We start from the raw sequence: 15,051 nt of genomic DNA on the forward strand, positions 1-15,051 counted from the left end.
AGCCCGGGCGATGGATACCGCGCGTGAAACATGCGGAACCCACAGCCTCTGTCCAACATGTCAGGGCGGCGGCGCCGTGCAGGGAAAACCGTCGCAGCCCTGGACATAAAGCGGCCGACCGGAGAGCCGGCGAGCAGGGGCCAACGCGCGGCCCTCGGGCACGGGAGTCCGCTCCCCCGTCCGCACATCGAGCGAGAACGACGGCGCCCCGGTCGGGGAACAGCCGATCATCAACTGCTCGGGTGCGTCCAGCCACCACATCGTTTCCACCTGACAGGGGACATCGAGGGGGCGGTGGGAGAGGGAGCGGGTGTCGTAGACGCGGAGGTGTCCGTCGGAGAGCACGGCGGCCAGCACGCCGCCGGCGCCCACGGAGAGCCGGGCGGTGGAGGCGGGGACCTGGGTCTGCGCGAGCACGGAGCCGTTGGAGGAGACGGAGACGAGCTGCCCCGAGGCATCGAGGGCGAGCATGCCGTGCGCGTGTCCGGCGAGGGCGATGGGCTGGAAGTCGCCCATGGGGACGAGGGTGGCGCCGTCCTCGCGCAGGAGGCGGTTTCCGGCGGAGAGCCACAGGTGGTTGTCCGCGTCGAAGGCGATGGCGAGCGCGCCGGTGAGGTCATGGCGCGTGGTGGCGTTGGCGGGGCCGCAGGTGGCGACGGAGTGGGCGCCGAAGACGGCGGCGCGCGAGGCATCGGGCGAGACGGCCCAGCCGAGCCGGGCCTCGGGGTGGGCCTTGAAGAGACAGTGGTTGAGGGCGCCGAAGTTCGGGTCCGTCGTGGGGGAGGACACGAGGTAGGGCAGGCTGGTGGTGGCGACGTAGAGGAGCAGGCCCAGGGAGACGGCGGAGGCGAGGGTGAGGGGCCAGGGCCTGAGGCTGCGCGCGCGGGTGTTCCTGGCGGGAGCACGCGCGTTCTTCCTTCCCGTGGTCACCGCGCTCTCGCGTCCGCTCAAGGTGACTCCTCGCTGCCTCGCGCCGCCCGGCCCTACGCATAGCGCCCGGCCTGTCTCCAGGCCACTCCCCCCGAGGTGCATCCCAGCACATCACGGAATGGACTCGGGTGCCTGCTTGCTTCATGCGGAGCAACGGATGATTGGGGCAGGACTGGTCCGCGCGTTGCACAGCGGGCCGGCCATGCGTCGCATCCTCCCCGCGCGGGCACGACTGTGGCTGCTGGGCCTCATCCTCGTGGCGCCGCTGGCCACGGTGGAGTGTGTCTATCGGTACGCGCTCACGCGCCTCCCGGAGCTGCCTCCTTCGCCCACCCAAGGGCTCACGCCCTCCGCGCGTCAGCGGGTGACGTGGTGGAGGGATTTCTCTCCTGACACGGAGCGCGTGCAGCCCGTGTGGTCCTGGACCGTGGTGCAGGGGCTGCTTCGCGTCGCGCTCTCCCCACCCTCGCTCGGAGAGGGGCTCATGCCCGAGGGCTTCGAGCACGCGCGGGACGCGGCGGACCGCTGGCTCCGCGTGTTGAAGGCTCGCGACTCGGTTCGATATCGGGGACTCGAGCGGGTCGCCCTGGCCATCTGGCTCACGCGCCACTGGGATGAGGCGGACTGGCGGGTCGCCGCCATCGAGTCACGGTGGCACGCGTCGAGCGTGAGGCGCGGCGTCCCCGTGTTCCTCGCGCGAAGCTGGACCCAGCTCCCCGTCGAGGACCTCGCGTTGCTCATGGCCCTGGGGCAGCTCTCCTGGCGCGTGGACCCGTGGTGCGAGCGGGAACAACTCCATGCGGTCCGTGATGCGCTGCTGTGGACGCTGCATGACCGCGAGGGGCTCGATGAGCCGGCGCTGGCGACGGCCCTCCGCGCACCGCTGTTCCTCACGGTGCGCCCCATCGACTGGGGAACTTGTGGACAACCCGCGCTGACACGCGTGCTGGAGTCTCGGGTCACCACGCCGCTCCCCGAGTAGCCACGGGGCCGAGCCCTCCGTGAGGCTCGCTTGTCGCTGGCCGTCCTCGCCTCAAGTTTGAGCACGAGGAAAGGACCCCACCCATGCGACGAGCGCTCTGCACCGCGGCCCTGACGTTCAGCTTCCTCTTGTCTCCTGTCGCCCTCGCCCAATCAGCGGGCAGCGGAGCGGGCGCAGGGACGTCCTCTCAATCCCAGTCGGGCGTCGGCGCCAACCAGGCACCTGGCACCTATCCGTCCGGGACCTTCTCCGTCGTTCCCTATGGGTCCACGGGCGCTGAAGACATCTCCAGCACGACCACCACCACGCAGGCGACCGGTGGCGCTGGCAACACCTCGAACACCAACGCTGGCGGCACGGACACAGGCAACAATGCGTCGGATGCGCGCGGAACGGGCGGCTCTGGCAACAAGGACTCCGTGCCCGCCGGTCGCCCCGAGCCCACGCGCCAGGGCACCGAGCCGCGAGATGCGGCGGGCGATGCACGAGGCGGCAGCGCGGAGGCAGCCGCGTCCGGAGAGGACCTGAGCCAGAGAGACCTGACCCGAGAGGTCGCCATGCTTCGCAACGATGTCCTGCGACTCCAGCGACAGGTCAACGCGCTCCGAGGCGGACATGCCAATGACGATGACTCGGGGAAGCAGCAGGACGGCACGGGAGGCTCGGGCCCAGCGAGCGCGCCTCGACAGGACGCCTCCGCCAATGACACCGGCGACGTGAACGCCGACCCCGAGAAGACCATCGTCGCGAACGTCGTCATGCGCGGACAGGTGACCTCGGCCACCCAGGACCGGATTGTCATCAAGGACTCGGAGACCGGGGACCTCTACGACCTGCGCGTCGGAGAGAACACCCGCATCGTCCGCAACGGTCAGCGCATCTCGACGCAGGGCCTGCGACAGGGCACCGCCGTCCAGGCCGCCTACAACCTCATCGCGGATGGCACCTCCGACGCGACCCGAATCCAGGTGACACCGCGCTCGCGCTGATTCCCGGCGGAGGCGCTCACGTCAGGCCCCGGCGCAAGCACCTCTCGCTCACGCGCGAACCATGAGCTGGGTCCGCGTCCTGCCCGCGCGGGCGCCTCGGCGCGCGGCCTGCGCGCCTCGTGTCGCCAGCTCATGTGCGAAGGAGCTTCACCGCTCGCGCGCGAACCGCTCGATGCGCACAATCGCCAGCTCCATCTTCTGGCGCGCCGAGCTGTTCGCCGAGTGCACGCGGACTCGCGGAGGAACGAAGCCTCGCGTGGCCACCGCTTCCTCCAGCCACAGCAGCACGTCATACCCGGTGCCGTGCTCGTCATCCCCGAGGTCATGGTCGAGGCTGAGCTCGACCACCTGTCCTCCCTCGAGCAACGCGATGGCCTCTTCCGGCCAACGGACAGCCACCCAGCCCTCGGGAGCGGGCCGCTCGTCATCCAGATACACTCTCACCGCGTCACCCCAGGCGAGTCAGCGTCCGCCGTCCTTCGACGACTTGCCCTCGGCGAGCTGACGCATCTTCGCGGCGAAGGGGCTCTCCCCCTCTACCCGGTTGGGACCGCCCGCCAGCCGCTGCCGCCGAGCCATCGCCAGACCTCCCTCCGCGGGGCCCTCGAGGGCCTCCTTCTCGTAGCGGTCCTGCCCTCCGAGCGCGCGTCCCACGGGACGAGCGGAAGCAACACGGCGGTTCGTATCCACGGGCATGACCAGACCTCCAGCGGTGACGACGCCCCGTTCTACCCCACCTGCGTCCCGCTCGCAGCCCCCAGGGTCTCCTCGGGCGACTCCAGCACCTCCCCGACATGCCGGAGCACCCGCGCCACCACCTCCACATCCAGCGCCCGCGCATCCCACGTACACGTCAGCGTCATCACCTTCCCCGGCACCAGCTCCCCCGCCTCCACCACCGGCTCGGTCCGCACGGAGCAAGGCGCCAGCACCAACGGCACCCGCGTGTACGGCACGGTCGCCACGTAGCCCCGTTCGAGCCCCAGCGTGCCCAGGCTCGTCACCACCACCGAGCCGAACGGGTCCCTCGGCATCCCCACCCAGCGCAGGTCCACGTTCAGCGTGAACCACACGAAGGACAACAGCCGCAGCGCCCACCCCATGAACATCCCCGGGATGCGATACGAGCGGCGCTTGCCCCGCTCGATGACCGCGTCCTCCCGCGAGCGCACCCGCCCCACCACGCCCTCCATCGCCCGCACGAAGTCCGCGAGCGACAGCGTGTCCGCGCGGTGCACCGTGGCCGTCGTCAGGTCCACGCGCCCCGACGGCTCGGGCTGCACCACGAGCACGCACACGCCCACGTCGACGCGCGGGGACGGGCTGCCCCAGCGCATGAGCACGTTGGCCTCGGGGTACAGCCGCAGCGCGTCCGCGGCGGCCTTGGCCACCAGGTGTGTCACGGTGAGCCGCTGCCCCGTCCGCTCGCGCCACGCCTCCAGGAACGCGAGCGCGCGCTCCATGCGCACCTCGAGTGCGGCATAGGAGGTCGGGTCCCGAGGCGCGCCCCAGGCCCCCAGGGCGAGCTTGCGGAAGGCACCTGGTGGTGGCGCCGGCTTCAGGTCGAGGTCCACGAAGAGCCCGGGCTTCGCATGGAGTCCAACGCTCCTGCAACCCCACCCTGCGCGGCGGAGGGCACCCTGTTAGACAGGTCGTCCGCAGCCAGCCCTCCACCGAGGCCCCCGACATGACGCCCATCGCCCTGGCCCTGTCCCTCGCCCTTCACGCCGCGCCGGCCCCCAAGGCCGCGCCCCCGACGAAACCCGCCGCCCCCGCCAAGAACGTGTCCGCTCCCTCGACGCCCGAAGACCTCACCGCCGCCACCCGCACGTGGCACGAGCAGCGCCTCCAACGACTCCAGTCCGAGGACGGCTGGCTGTCCCTCGTGGGTCTGTTCTGGCTGGAGGAGGGCACGCAGACCGCCGGCTCCGCGCCGGACAACAAGCTGGACTTCCCGGACGGCACGCCACCGAAGCTCGGCACCTTCACGCGCAAGGGGAAGGAGGTCTCCTTCCAGCCCGAGAAGGGCGTGCAGTTCACGCGCAACGGTGAGCCCTTCACCGGCGGCGCGTTGAAGACGGACGAGCAGGGCTCGCCGGATGTGCTGAAGCTCGGCAGCCTCAACTTCCACGTCATCCAGCGCGGCGACAAGGTGGGCGTGCGGGTGAAGGACTCGCAGTCGCCCGCGCGCACGGGGTTCCACGGCATCCCCACGTACCCCGCGAGCAACGCCTGGCGCGTCACCGCGCGCTTCGAGCCCGCCGAGACGCCGCGCATGCTCCAGGTCCCCAACGTGCTGGGCACCACGGAGGAGATGAAGGCCCCGGGCACGCTCGTCTTCACGGTGGCGGGCAAGGAGTACCGCCTGACGCCGGTGGAGGACGGCTCCAACCAGCTCTTCGTCATCTTCGCGGACGAGACCAACCGCGATTCGACGTACGGCGCGGGCCGCTTCCTGTACGCGGACATGCCGAAGGACGGCCAGGTGGTGCTCGACTTCAACCGCGCCTACAACCCGCCCTGCGCGTTCACCCGCTTCGCCACCTGCCCCCTGCCCCCGCGCGGCAACCGCCTGGCCCTGCGCGTGGAGGCCGGTGAGAAGCGCTACGGCGACCACTGAGCCACGGACGAAAATCGACTCATCCCACGGGCCGGCTCCGCATCCATCGCGGGCCGGCCCGTTCATTTTCCATCGTGATTCCAAAGAGATGGAAGCCTCAGAACGCGGCGCGCGCGTCCTGTGTTCTGCTCACGAATCGAATCACTCTTCTGCTCACGGAGGAGGACTTCGGGAGTATGCGGAGGCACGGGCATGGCCACGGTGGAACAGCTTCTCGCGGCGCTCGGCCGTCGCGGCGATGCGCAGGCGAGCGAGCTCGCCACGTGGCTCCAGGTCTCTCGGCCCACGGTGACACGCTTGCTCGCGGCCGCGGGAGACCGGCTGTGCCGCATGGGGAAAGGCCCCGCGACGCGCTATGCGCGGACACGCTCACTGCCTTCACTCGGCACGCGGCTGAGCCTCCATCGCATCGACGAGACAGGTACCATCCATCGGGACGGAGAGCTCCACCTGCTCGCGGAGGGACGTCACTGGCTCGAACGCGTGAAGGGAGAATCCGAGCTGTTCGAGGGACTGCCACCCTTCGCGGCGGACATGAGTCCCCAGGGCTACATCGGTCGGACCTTCTCCCTGCGATGTCCCGAGCTCGCCCTGCCCCAGCGTGTGACGGACTGGACCGATGATGACTGTCTGGTCGCGCTCGCGCTGCGAGGCGAGGACTGCGTCGGAGATTTCATCCTCGGCGATGAATCACTCGACCGGTATCTCGCGACGCCCGATACACACGCCACTCCCGACGACTATCCCCGGCTCGCTCGGGCCTCGGGACAGGGACATCCTGGCTCCTCCGTGGGAGGCGAGCATCTCAAGTTCGCGACGCGCGTGAAGGACCGGCACGTCATCGTGAAGTTCGCGGGCAATGACGAAGGCGCGGCAGTGTCCCGATGGAAGGACCTGCTCGTCACCGAGCACCTCGCGCTCGAAGCCATCCGTGACGCGGGGCACGCGGCGGCGTCGACACGCTGGTTCGATGCGGAGGGCTATCGCTTCCTCGAGGTCGAGCGCTTCGACCGCGTCGGCCTCCGTGGCAGACGCGGCCTGCTCTCACTCGGCGCCATCGACAATGAGTACCTCGGCGTGCGCGGCACCTGGACCCAGGCCACGCTGAAGCTGTGCGAGGCCCGCTTCATCTCCGAGGAGGACGCACGCCAGGCGCGGTGGCTCGACGTCTTCGGCCAACTCATTGGCAACACCGACCGACACTTCGGCAACCTCGCCTTCTTCACGGAAGGACCGAAGCGGTTCCGGCTCGCACCCGCGTACGACATGCTGCCGATGATGTTCGCGCCCGTGGGCACGAACCTCGTCGAGCGCGAGTACACACCCCAGCCTCCCAACGCGACCACGCTGGACGTCTGGCCTGACGCCGCCCGTCGGGCCCTCGCCTACTGGGAGCGACTCACCCAGGAACTCACGCTCAGCGCCCACTTCCGCGAGCGCTGCGCGGCCTGTGCCGAGTCGTTGCGCGCGTTCATGCAGACACAACGCCTCTGAGCCCAGGTCCGTGGCTCAGTGCATCGTCGGAGGCTGCTCCGACGCGGCCTCGGGGGCGAGCGGCGCCTCCAGTCGCCGCGCAATCCCGTGGTCCACCTGACGCAGCAGCGCCTCGCTGAACGCCAGCAGGTCCCCCGGGTTGCGCGAGGTGATGACGTTGCCGTCCTCCACCACCTCACGGTCCACCCAGCGCGCGCCCGCGTTGATGAGGTCCGTCTTCAACGACGGCCACGAGGTGAGCGTCCGCCCATCCGCGATGTCCGCCTCCACGAACATCCACGGCGCATGGCAGATGGCCGCCAGCGGCTTGTCCGCCCGGAAGAAGTCCCGAACGAAGCCCACCATGTCGATGTCCATGCGCAGGTGGTCCGGCGAATAACCGCCAGGAATCACCAACGCGTCGAACTCCCGCGAGGACACGTTCCTCACGGCCTTCTCCGGCGTGATGACCTCCTCCCCCTTCTTCCCCTTCACCGGCTCGCCAGCCTCCAGGCCGATGATGACCGCCTCGTGCCCCGCCTGCTTCACGCGGTCGTAGGGCACACGAAACTCCGCATCCTCGAAGTCGTCGGCGAGGATGAACGCGATGCGCGCCATAGGACGTCTCCTTGCTTCACCTGGGTGGGTTGTCCCGTGCGCTGAAGGTGCCCACGCGCCCCACCGCGAAAAAGGAGTGATCGCAGCCCCAGCCCGTCCGCCTGCCCGCCCTGCCCTCAGGGACCCTCTCACCCGATGAACCGTCCACCCCTCCGCACCCGAGCACCCTCGGCGCTGGCGTGAGCGCTCACCGCCGGACATTAATCGCCCCATGCGCGTCTCTCGCCTGCTCGCCCCGAGCCTCGTCGTGCTCGCCCTGTCGGCCTCCGCCTGCCGCAAGAGCCAGTCCCAGGGCACCGCCAACTCCCAGGACTGCGTGCGCGTCGCCGACGACTGGGGCCCGGATGGCACCGTCCCCATCACCGTGGACGTCGTCGCCGAGGGACTCGAGGTGCCCTGGGGCATCGCCTGGCTGCCCGGCGGTGACGCGCTCGTCACCGAGCGCCCCGGCCGCATCCGCCTGCTCAAGGCCGGCGCCCTCCAACCCCAACCCGTGGCCACCGTGCGCATCACCCGCGCCGCGGAGGGCGGACTGCTCGGCATCGCCGCGCACCCGGACTTCACCACGAACCGCCAGTTCTACGTCTACGTCACCACCGACGCCGGCGGACAGGACGAGAACCGCATCGAGCGGTGGACGCTCTCCGAGGACCACACCACCGCCACCTTCGACCGCGTCGTCTTCGGAAACATCCCCTCCGCCACGTACCACGACGGCGGACGCCTGCGCTTCGGCCCGGACGGCATGCTCTACGCGGGCACCGGCGACGCCCGCTCACCCGACCGCTCCCAGGATGTGAACGACCCCGCCGGCAAGCTCCTGCGCCTCACCCCCGACGGCCAGGTGCCCCAGGACAACCCCTTCCCCCACTCGCCTGCCTTCCTCACCGGCCTGCGCAACCTCCAGGGCTGGGACTGGAAGGATGCCACCACGCTGTACGTCACCGACCACGGCCCGAGCGGCGAGACGATGCGCCGAGGACATGACGAGGTCAGCCTCGCGCGCCCCGGCGGCAACCTGGGCTGGCCCGGCATCTACTCGTGCGAGGTGCACGAAGGCTGGGTGACGCCGTCGCTCACCTTCGCGGACGCCATGCCTCCCGGCGGCGCCGCGCTCTACACCGGCACCGCCATCCCCGAGTGGACGGGCTCGCTGCTCATCGGAACGTTGGGCTCAAAGCACCTGCACCGGGTGGAGTTCGACCAGGGCAACCCCGCCCGGGTGGCCCGGCACGAGGTGTACCTGCGCGACACGCATGGCCGGCTGCGGGAGGTGAGCATGGGGCCGGACGGCCACCTGTACGTCACCACCAGCAACTGCGACGGCCGAGGCGACTGCGGGCCTCGCAAGGACCTCATCCTGCGCTTGCGGCGTTGACGCACGGGGGCCTTACGGGCGCTCGCGCGTTCTGGAAGACTGCGCGCCGTGCACTTGGAGATGCCCCTCGTCATTGGATTGATGGTGGCAGCCATCGTCCTGGCCATCGCGGCCAAACGGGCGAACATGCCCTACAACGTGGCGCTCGTGGTGGGAGGGCTGCTCATCTCGGTGGGCAACCTGCTCCCCGGCGTGCCGCCCCTCAACCCGGAGGTGGTGTTCCTCGTCTGCCTCCCGGCGCTGCTCTTCGAGGGAGGCATTACCGCGGACCTCAATGGCATCCGCGCCAATGCCCTGCCCATCCTCATCCTGTCCACGTTGGGCATGGTGCTGGCCATCGGCGCCACGGGCTCGCTCCTGCACGTGCTGGTGGACCTGCCCATCTGGCCCGCGCTGCTGCTGGGCGCGCTGCTCGCCGTGACGGACACCGTCTCCATCCTCTACGCGTTCCGCCGCGCGCCGGTACCCTCGCGGCTGTCGGGCATCATCCAGGGGGAGAGCCTCTTCAACGACGGCACCGCGCTGGTGGCCTACGCGGCCATCGCCAGCGTGGTGGCGGGAGCGGCGGCGCCGTCCATCCCCATGCTCGCCGCGCGCGTGCTGCTGGCCTCCGCGGGCGGCGCGGTGGTGGGGCTGGCGGTGGGCATGCTCGGCGGCTTCGTCATCCGTCGCACCGAGGACCCGCTCGCCGAAATCATGGTGACGACGGCCGTGGCGCTCGCGTCGTTCGTGGTCGCCGAGCAGCTCCACCTGTCGGGCGCCATCGCCGCCGTCGTCGCGGGGCTCGCCGTGGGTGTCAGCCTGCGCAGGGAGGCGTCGCCGCAGAGCCAGGTGGCCATCCACTCCTTCTGGGAGTACGCCACCTTCGGGGTGAACACCTTCCTGTTCCTCGCGGTGGGGCTCACCACGAAGCCGCAGACGCTGCGCGACTACGTGCCGGAGACGCTCATCGCGGTGGGCTGTGTGCTCGCCGGGCGCGCGGTGGCCATCTACCTGCCCTTCCTGCTGCTCAAGCTCGCGCGTCCGGCGGAGGCGGTGCCGCCCCGGTGGCAGCACGTCTTCATCGTGGGGAACATCAAGGGCGCGCTCTCCATCGGGCTCGCGCTGGGTCTGCCGGCGACGACGCCGGGGCGCGAGAAGCTGGTGGCCATCGCGTTCGGCGTGACGCTGGTGTCGCTCGTGGGACAGGGCATGGCGCTCACGCGCGCGTTGAAGTGGTTGGGCTTGTTCCAGCAGGACGAGGTGGCGCTGTCCATGTCCGAGCAGCGCGGCCGGCTCATCGCCAGCCGGGCGGCGCATCAGGAGCTGGCGACGCTGCACGAGCAGGGGCTGGTGCCCCGGGCGGCGTATGAGCACCTGCGCAGCGAGTACCAGGTGAGCATCGCGCGCGCGGAGCGGGAGCTGCGCCGGCTCAACGAGCACCATCTGGCGCAGGGCGCGAAGGACCTCATCGCCATGCGGCGGCGGCTCATCGACGCGGAGCGCACGGCGTTGCAGAACGCGCGCAGGAGCGGGCTCATCCCCGAGACGACGGCGGAGCACATGCTGGCGCAGCTGGATGAGCGCACGTTGAACCTGGAGAAGATGCTGCACGGCGCGCACGGCGAGGAGCCGACGGCGGAGCACGGGAGGAAGGCGTCGTGAAAATCATCATCGCGGGAGGGGGCCGGGTGGGCAGCGTGCTGGCGGCGCGGCTGGTGGCCGAGCAGCACACGGTGACGGTCATCGAGCGGGACGCGGGCATCTGCGCGCGCCTGTTCGACGAGGTGGGCGTGGTGGCCGTGTGCGGGGACGCGACGAGTCCCCAGGTGCTGGAGGCGGCGGGTATCTCCTCGGCGGACGTGGCCGCGGGGGTGCTGGCGCGGGACCCGGAGAACCTGGCGTTCGCCATGCTGGTGCGCAGCATGTCGCCGGCGCGCATCATGGTGCGCATGCTGGACACCAGCTATCGCGAGGCGTACCGGCTCGCGGGCGTGAAGGAGCTGGTGGCCGAGGCCGAGGTGGTGGTCGCGAAGATGACCACGGCCATCGACTTCCCGCAGGTGGCGGGCTCGCTGCCGCTGGGTGACGGCGACACGGTGCTGTTCGAGCTGGAGCTGCCCTTGCGCGCGCGGGTGGCGGGGCAGACGGTGGCGCAGGTGCGGGCGATGGAGGGCTTCCCGCGCGAGTGCGTGTTCATCGGCATGGTGGACCCGCAGGGGCGGGCGACGCTGCCGGACGGGAGCACCGTGCTGCGCGCGGGGCACACCATCATCCTCGTGGCGCGGCGGGCGCACCTGGCGGACGCGGTGACGTTCCTCACGGCGGAGCCGGTGGGCACCACGGGCGCGGCGGCGCTGGCGGCCACGCTGCGCAAGGTGGACTTCCTGGCGCCGTTGAATCCGGAGGAGCTGGAGACGGTGGCGCGCGGCGCGGAGCACCTCCAGCGGCCGGCGGGCACGGAGCTGTTCCGCCAGGGTGACGCGGGCGAGAGCTTCTACGTGGTGCTCTCCGGCGAGGTGCAGCTCAAGGACACGGGTGGACAGGCCGTGGCCCTGGTGAAGCCCGGGGGCTTCTTCGGTGAGCTGGCCTTGCTGACGGGCGAGCCGCGCACGGCCACGGCGGTGACGGCGACGGCGTGCGAGCTGGCCGCGGTGGGCCGCGAGGACTTCCGCAGCGTCGTCATGGCCAACCCCGGCGTGGCGCTGGAGATGAGCCGCATCCTGGGCGAGCGGCTGTCACGGGCCCAGGGTGGCAAGGCGCACAAGCGGTGGGGGCTCTTCGGACGGTAAGGGCTCGGACCTGAGCGCGAGGCGATGGCGCTGAACCGTCGGCATCGCGAGGCTCGCGTCTCCGGGCGGCACGGGCACCGCGCATGAATCGAGGACCGGAGCGGACGAGGCACTGCGATGCCCCGCCCCCTCGGACAGCGTCTTCTCTGCTCGCGCACGATGCGCTCACCCAGCGCGAGCGCACGAATCGAGGACCGGAGCGGACGGGGCACCGATGCGCCCCGTCGCTCGGACACCTCAGCCCGCGTTGAGCGTCTTCAACAACCGCTCGGCCTGCTCGCGCACCACGCCTTCGCCCAGCGCGAGCGCCTTCTGCGCGTGGTGGATGCACGCCTGACGGTCCGTCAGGAACGTGGCCACCGCCATGTTCAGGTGCGTGGTCGCATCCTCGGGATGCGCCGCCAGCGCGCGCTCCAGCAGGGGCTTCGCGACGGCGTGCTGGTCGTCCTGCATCAGCAGCAACGCCAGGTCATTCACGGGCCCCAGCTCCGTGGGGACCAGCGCCACCGCCTCCTCCATCCGTCGGCGCATCTCCGCGCGCTCACCCAGCGCGCCATGCATCTGCGCCAGCGCCTGGAGCGTCTGCCAGCTTCGCGGCGCCAGCCGCAGCGCCTCCTCGAAGAGCGCCTTCGCCTCCGGGAACTGCGCCGCGCTCATCATCGCGAGGCCGTGCATGTAGACGTAGTTGACGTGCGACGGGTCGAACTGGCGCAGCTCCTGCGCGGTGCGCTTCGCCCCCTCGGGGCTGCCCCCGGACAGGTACAGCTTGAACAAATCCTCCAGCACCGCGCGCCGCAGCCCGCCCTGCGCCTTCTCCAGTGCCTGCGTGCCCGCCTGGATGCCCAGCCCCAGCGAGCCCTGCGCCGCGTGCGCGCGCGACAGCATCAGCAGCGGCATCGCCTCCTGCGGCGCGGCCTCGGACGCCTTCTGGAAGTGCGTCACCGCCGCGCCCGCCTGCCCCTGCGCCAGGCCGATGCGGCCCAGCTCGAAGTGCACGTGCGCGCTGCCCGGCGCCACCTGGAGCGCGGACTCGTACGCGGCCTTCGCGCCCTCCAGATCCCCCCGGTCCAGCAGCAGCCCGCCCAGGTTGAAGCGCTCGAAGTAGCCCGCCGTCGGCGCCGAGGCCAACGCCTTGAGCGCCTCCAGCGCCTCGGCGCTCCCCGCCTGCGCCCGCAGCATGGCCAGGTGCGCCTGGCCCTCCGCGTGGTCCGGCTTCACCTTCAACAGCCGCAGCGCCGCCGTCTCCGCGTCCGCCGCCGCGCCCGTGCTCAGGTACGTCCGGACGAGCCCCAGCAGGCACTCCACGTCGTCCGGGTCGATGGCGAGCCCCTTCTGGAAACTCTTCACCGCCTCCTGCGGCTGCCCCACCTGGAGCAGCCGTCCGCCTTCCCGAGCATGCGTCGATGACATGCGCCGGGTTTATCACGGCGCTGGCGCCCCGACACCCCGAGGCCCCCCGCCCTGCGCTGGGAGAGCGGGTCGTGACACTCAGCGACGCAGGGCCGCCGCCGCGATGCCCGGCACCTTGAGCCACGAGGGCGATTTCTCGAACTGGACCAGCCGCTGTCCCAGCTCACCCACCCCACGGTGCCCCGGCACCCACGGAGGCGCCGGCAGGTTCGTCAGCGGCGCGCGGAGGACCGACTTCTCCACCCCCTCCAGCATCAACGTGTTGTGCACCCAGCCCAGCCCGCTCTGGATGTCTCGCGGCGTCGAGGACGGATGCCCGCCCCACGGCAGCGACACCAGCGCGTACGCCGCCGCGGGCCACGTGTTCACCGCCACCGTGCCGTAGCGCAGCTCGCGCACCGCCTGCTCCACCGCGCGGCAGACCTCCGCGTCCTTCAGCGAGCCCGGATGCACGATGAGCGTGGCGTTCAGCGTGCCCCACACCTTCTCGTTCAGGAACGCCACCGCGCGCGCCAGGAAGGCCACCGGGTCGTCCGTCCCCTCCAGCCCCGTCTCCGACAACACCGTGCACCACGGCTCGTGGCGGAAGACGCGGTCCTGCGTCTGGAGCGGGTCCACGTCGGCAATCAGCGCGTAGGGCAGCTCCCCCTCCGCGGCCCGGCCCACCTGGCGCAGGTGCGCGCGGCCTTCGGTGAACTGACGCCAGCGCTGGTCCGCGCCCGGGTAGTACGCGCGCCGCACGGCCGCCTTGCCCAGGCTCGCCTCCACCGCGTCGACCACGCGCGAGCGCGCGCTCCACGACTTCGGCTGCACCAGCAGCTTCGCGGAGTTGCAGTTGAAGGACGCGTTGTTGGCCACCATGCCGGCGATGTTGTCCGCCTGGAAGCGCAGCTCGCCGTCCGAGTACGGCCCCGGCACCACCACCACCGGGGAGATGTTGCCCAGCTCGCTGGTGAAGGGCTTCTTCAGGAGCGGCTCGTTCCGGGCCCGCCGCGCGTCCGACTCGGGCCCCGGCGGTCCCCACACCAGCGCGTCATGCGTCTTGTCGCTGCCGGTGATGTGGACCTCGTCCACCGCGGGATGTGACACCAGCGCCGCGCCCTCCGCCGCTCCGCCGTACACCACCGCGAAGAAGCCCCGGCGCACCAGCGGGGCGAACGCCTGCGCCAGGAAGGGCCCCAGGTAGGCGTTCACCGGGTTCATCTTGAGCACGCAGGCGGTGCCCTCGACGAACAGCTTGTAGAGACAGTCCGCCGGGGGGATGGAGTTGACGTTGCCCGCGCCCAACACCGCGCACAGCCGGCCGCCGTGCGGCTCCCGGTAGAACGCGGCCTGGTGCTCGCGCAGGTTGGCGGCGGTGACGCCGGGCTGGAAGTGGACCTCGCCCTCGTTGCGCGGCAGCAACATCCCCTCCAGCGAGTCCATGGGGAAGATGCGCGCCGCGAGCCTCCCGTCCTCGAGCGTGCGCAGGCGGGAGGCGGGGATGCGGGGGACCCCGTGGTGCTGGATGTCCCGGAGCGAGGCGGCCAACAGGCGCAGGTTGCGCACCACCACCATGGGGCCCGACAGCCACTCCTCACCGGCCAGCGGACTGTCGGGTTTGATGCCCTTCGCCTCGCACGCCGCGCGCACGCTCGGCTCCGCGATGGCGACATAGCCCCGCCCCAGCTCCTCCAGGAGGGAGATTCGCTCCGGCAGCGTGAGCTTCACCCAGGAGAGCGAGCCCGACTTCACGCGCTGGATGGCGGACTCGAGCGCTCCGGCGGGGGTTCCCTGCGGACTTGCGGCGAGACTCATCGGACGGGGCCTCCTGTGAGAGGACGGGTGGCTCCTCTCACGGTAGAGGAGCGCTCATCCCCGCGTCCCAGGTGCCCGCCGGC

Annotated in this window: 14 protein-coding genes; 7 read left to right on the plus strand and 7 right to left on the minus strand. The window is 71.0% G+C overall.

Features of this window, described 5'->3' with window-relative positions:
• Window positions 1-60 precede the first annotated feature (60 nt).
• Window positions 61-951 carry a hypothetical protein gene (locus AC6JA9_RS38295; protein ID WP_223750655.1) on the minus strand — a complete coding sequence of 297 codons (891 nt, stop codon included), beginning with the start codon at window positions 949-951 and terminating at the stop codon, window positions 61-63.
• A 136-nt stretch (window positions 952-1,087) separates the two neighbouring features.
• Here AC6JA9_RS38295 and AC6JA9_RS38300 point away from each other — a divergent pair, with 136 nt between their 5' ends.
• Together AC6JA9_RS38300 and AC6JA9_RS38305 are read left to right on the plus strand one after the other, a co-directional pair.
• The gene (locus AC6JA9_RS38300) at window positions 1,088-1,912 is read left to right on the plus strand and encodes a hypothetical protein (protein WP_223750654.1); all 825 of its coding nucleotides are present in this window, start codon (window positions 1,088-1,090) and stop codon (window positions 1,910-1,912) included.
• A gap of 83 nt (window positions 1,913-1,995) precedes the next feature.
• The gene (locus tag AC6JA9_RS38305; protein WP_497958625.1) at window positions 1,996-2,901 is read left to right on the plus strand and encodes a hypothetical protein; all 906 of its coding nucleotides are present in this window, start codon (window positions 1,996-1,998) and stop codon (window positions 2,899-2,901) included.
• 147 nt (window positions 2,902-3,048) lie between these two features.
• Here AC6JA9_RS38305 and AC6JA9_RS38310 read toward each other — a convergent pair whose 3' ends face one another.
• Genes AC6JA9_RS38310 through AC6JA9_RS38320 form a run of 3 tightly spaced genes read right to left on the minus strand, consistent with a single transcriptional unit; the run spans window position 3,049 to window position 4,475 of the window.
• Window positions 3,049-3,345 carry a cyclic-phosphate processing receiver domain-containing protein gene (locus AC6JA9_RS38310; protein ID WP_223750652.1) on the minus strand — a complete coding sequence of 99 codons (297 nt, stop codon included), beginning with the start codon at window positions 3,343-3,345 and terminating at the stop codon, window positions 3,049-3,051.
• Between the two features lie 18 nt (window positions 3,346-3,363).
• Window positions 3,364-3,597, minus strand: a complete 234-nt coding sequence (locus tag AC6JA9_RS38315) for a hypothetical protein (RefSeq protein WP_141330261.1) — start codon at window positions 3,595-3,597, stop codon at window positions 3,364-3,366.
• 32 nt (window positions 3,598-3,629) lie between these two features.
• The gene (locus AC6JA9_RS38320; RefSeq protein ID WP_267699206.1) at window positions 3,630-4,475 is read right to left on the minus strand and encodes a 2-oxo acid dehydrogenase subunit E2; all 846 of its coding nucleotides are present in this window, start codon (window positions 4,473-4,475) and stop codon (window positions 3,630-3,632) included.
• Between the two features lie 113 nt (window positions 4,476-4,588).
• Here AC6JA9_RS38320 and AC6JA9_RS38325 point away from each other — a divergent pair, with 113 nt between their 5' ends.
• Both AC6JA9_RS38325 and yjjJ read left to right on the plus strand, forming a co-directional pair.
• Window positions 4,589-5,521 carry a DUF1684 domain-containing protein gene (locus AC6JA9_RS38325; RefSeq protein ID WP_497958626.1) on the plus strand — a complete coding sequence of 311 codons (933 nt, stop codon included), beginning with the start codon at window positions 4,589-4,591 and terminating at the stop codon, window positions 5,519-5,521.
• A gap of 192 nt (window positions 5,522-5,713) precedes the next feature.
• Window positions 5,714-7,015: a type II toxin-antitoxin system HipA family toxin YjjJ gene (gene yjjJ, locus AC6JA9_RS38330; protein WP_497958627.1), complete on the plus strand. Its 1,302-nt coding sequence runs from the start codon at window positions 5,714-5,716 to the stop codon at window positions 7,013-7,015.
• Window positions 7,016-7,030: 15 nt separating this feature from the next.
• On the opposite strand, the gene AC6JA9_RS38335 is transcribed toward yjjJ, so the two are convergent.
• The gene (locus AC6JA9_RS38335) at window positions 7,031-7,612 is read right to left on the minus strand and encodes a type 1 glutamine amidotransferase domain-containing protein (RefSeq protein WP_223749708.1); all 582 of its coding nucleotides are present in this window, start codon (window positions 7,610-7,612) and stop codon (window positions 7,031-7,033) included.
• A 211-nt stretch (window positions 7,613-7,823) separates the two neighbouring features.
• On the opposite strand from AC6JA9_RS38335, the gene AC6JA9_RS38340 reads away from it, so the two are divergent.
• From AC6JA9_RS38340 to AC6JA9_RS38350, 3 genes are read left to right on the plus strand one after another with little or no spacing between them, the layout of a single operon-like run.
• Window positions 7,824-8,990: a PQQ-dependent sugar dehydrogenase gene (locus tag AC6JA9_RS38340; protein WP_267699202.1), complete on the plus strand. Its 1,167-nt coding sequence runs from the start codon at window positions 7,824-7,826 to the stop codon at window positions 8,988-8,990.
• Between the two features lie 48 nt (window positions 8,991-9,038).
• Window positions 9,039-10,634: a cation:proton antiporter gene (locus AC6JA9_RS38345; protein WP_223749706.1), complete on the plus strand. Its 1,596-nt coding sequence runs from the start codon at window positions 9,039-9,041 to the stop codon at window positions 10,632-10,634.
• The gene (locus AC6JA9_RS38350; protein ID WP_223749705.1) at window positions 10,631-11,761 is read left to right on the plus strand and encodes an NAD-binding protein; all 1,131 of its coding nucleotides are present in this window, start codon (window positions 10,631-10,633) and stop codon (window positions 11,759-11,761) included. Before AC6JA9_RS38345 ends, AC6JA9_RS38350 begins: the two co-directional genes overlap by 4 nt.
• A gap of 237 nt (window positions 11,762-11,998) precedes the next feature.
• Here the strand turns inward: AC6JA9_RS38350 and AC6JA9_RS38355 are convergent, their stop codons facing one another.
• Together AC6JA9_RS38355 and AC6JA9_RS38360 are read right to left on the minus strand one after the other, a co-directional pair.
• Window positions 11,999-13,171, minus strand: coding sequence for a tetratricopeptide repeat protein (locus tag AC6JA9_RS38355; protein WP_141330287.1), 1,173 nt, complete (start codon window positions 13,169-13,171; stop codon window positions 11,999-12,001).
• Between the two features lie 78 nt (window positions 13,172-13,249).
• Window positions 13,250-14,968 (minus strand): aldehyde dehydrogenase family protein, encoded by a 1,719-nt coding sequence (locus AC6JA9_RS38360; RefSeq protein ID WP_497958628.1) that lies wholly within the window; start codon window positions 14,966-14,968, stop codon window positions 13,250-13,252.
• Window positions 14,969-15,051: the final 83 nt, after the last annotated feature.

The organism is Myxococcus sp. MH1 (assembly GCF_059738865.1).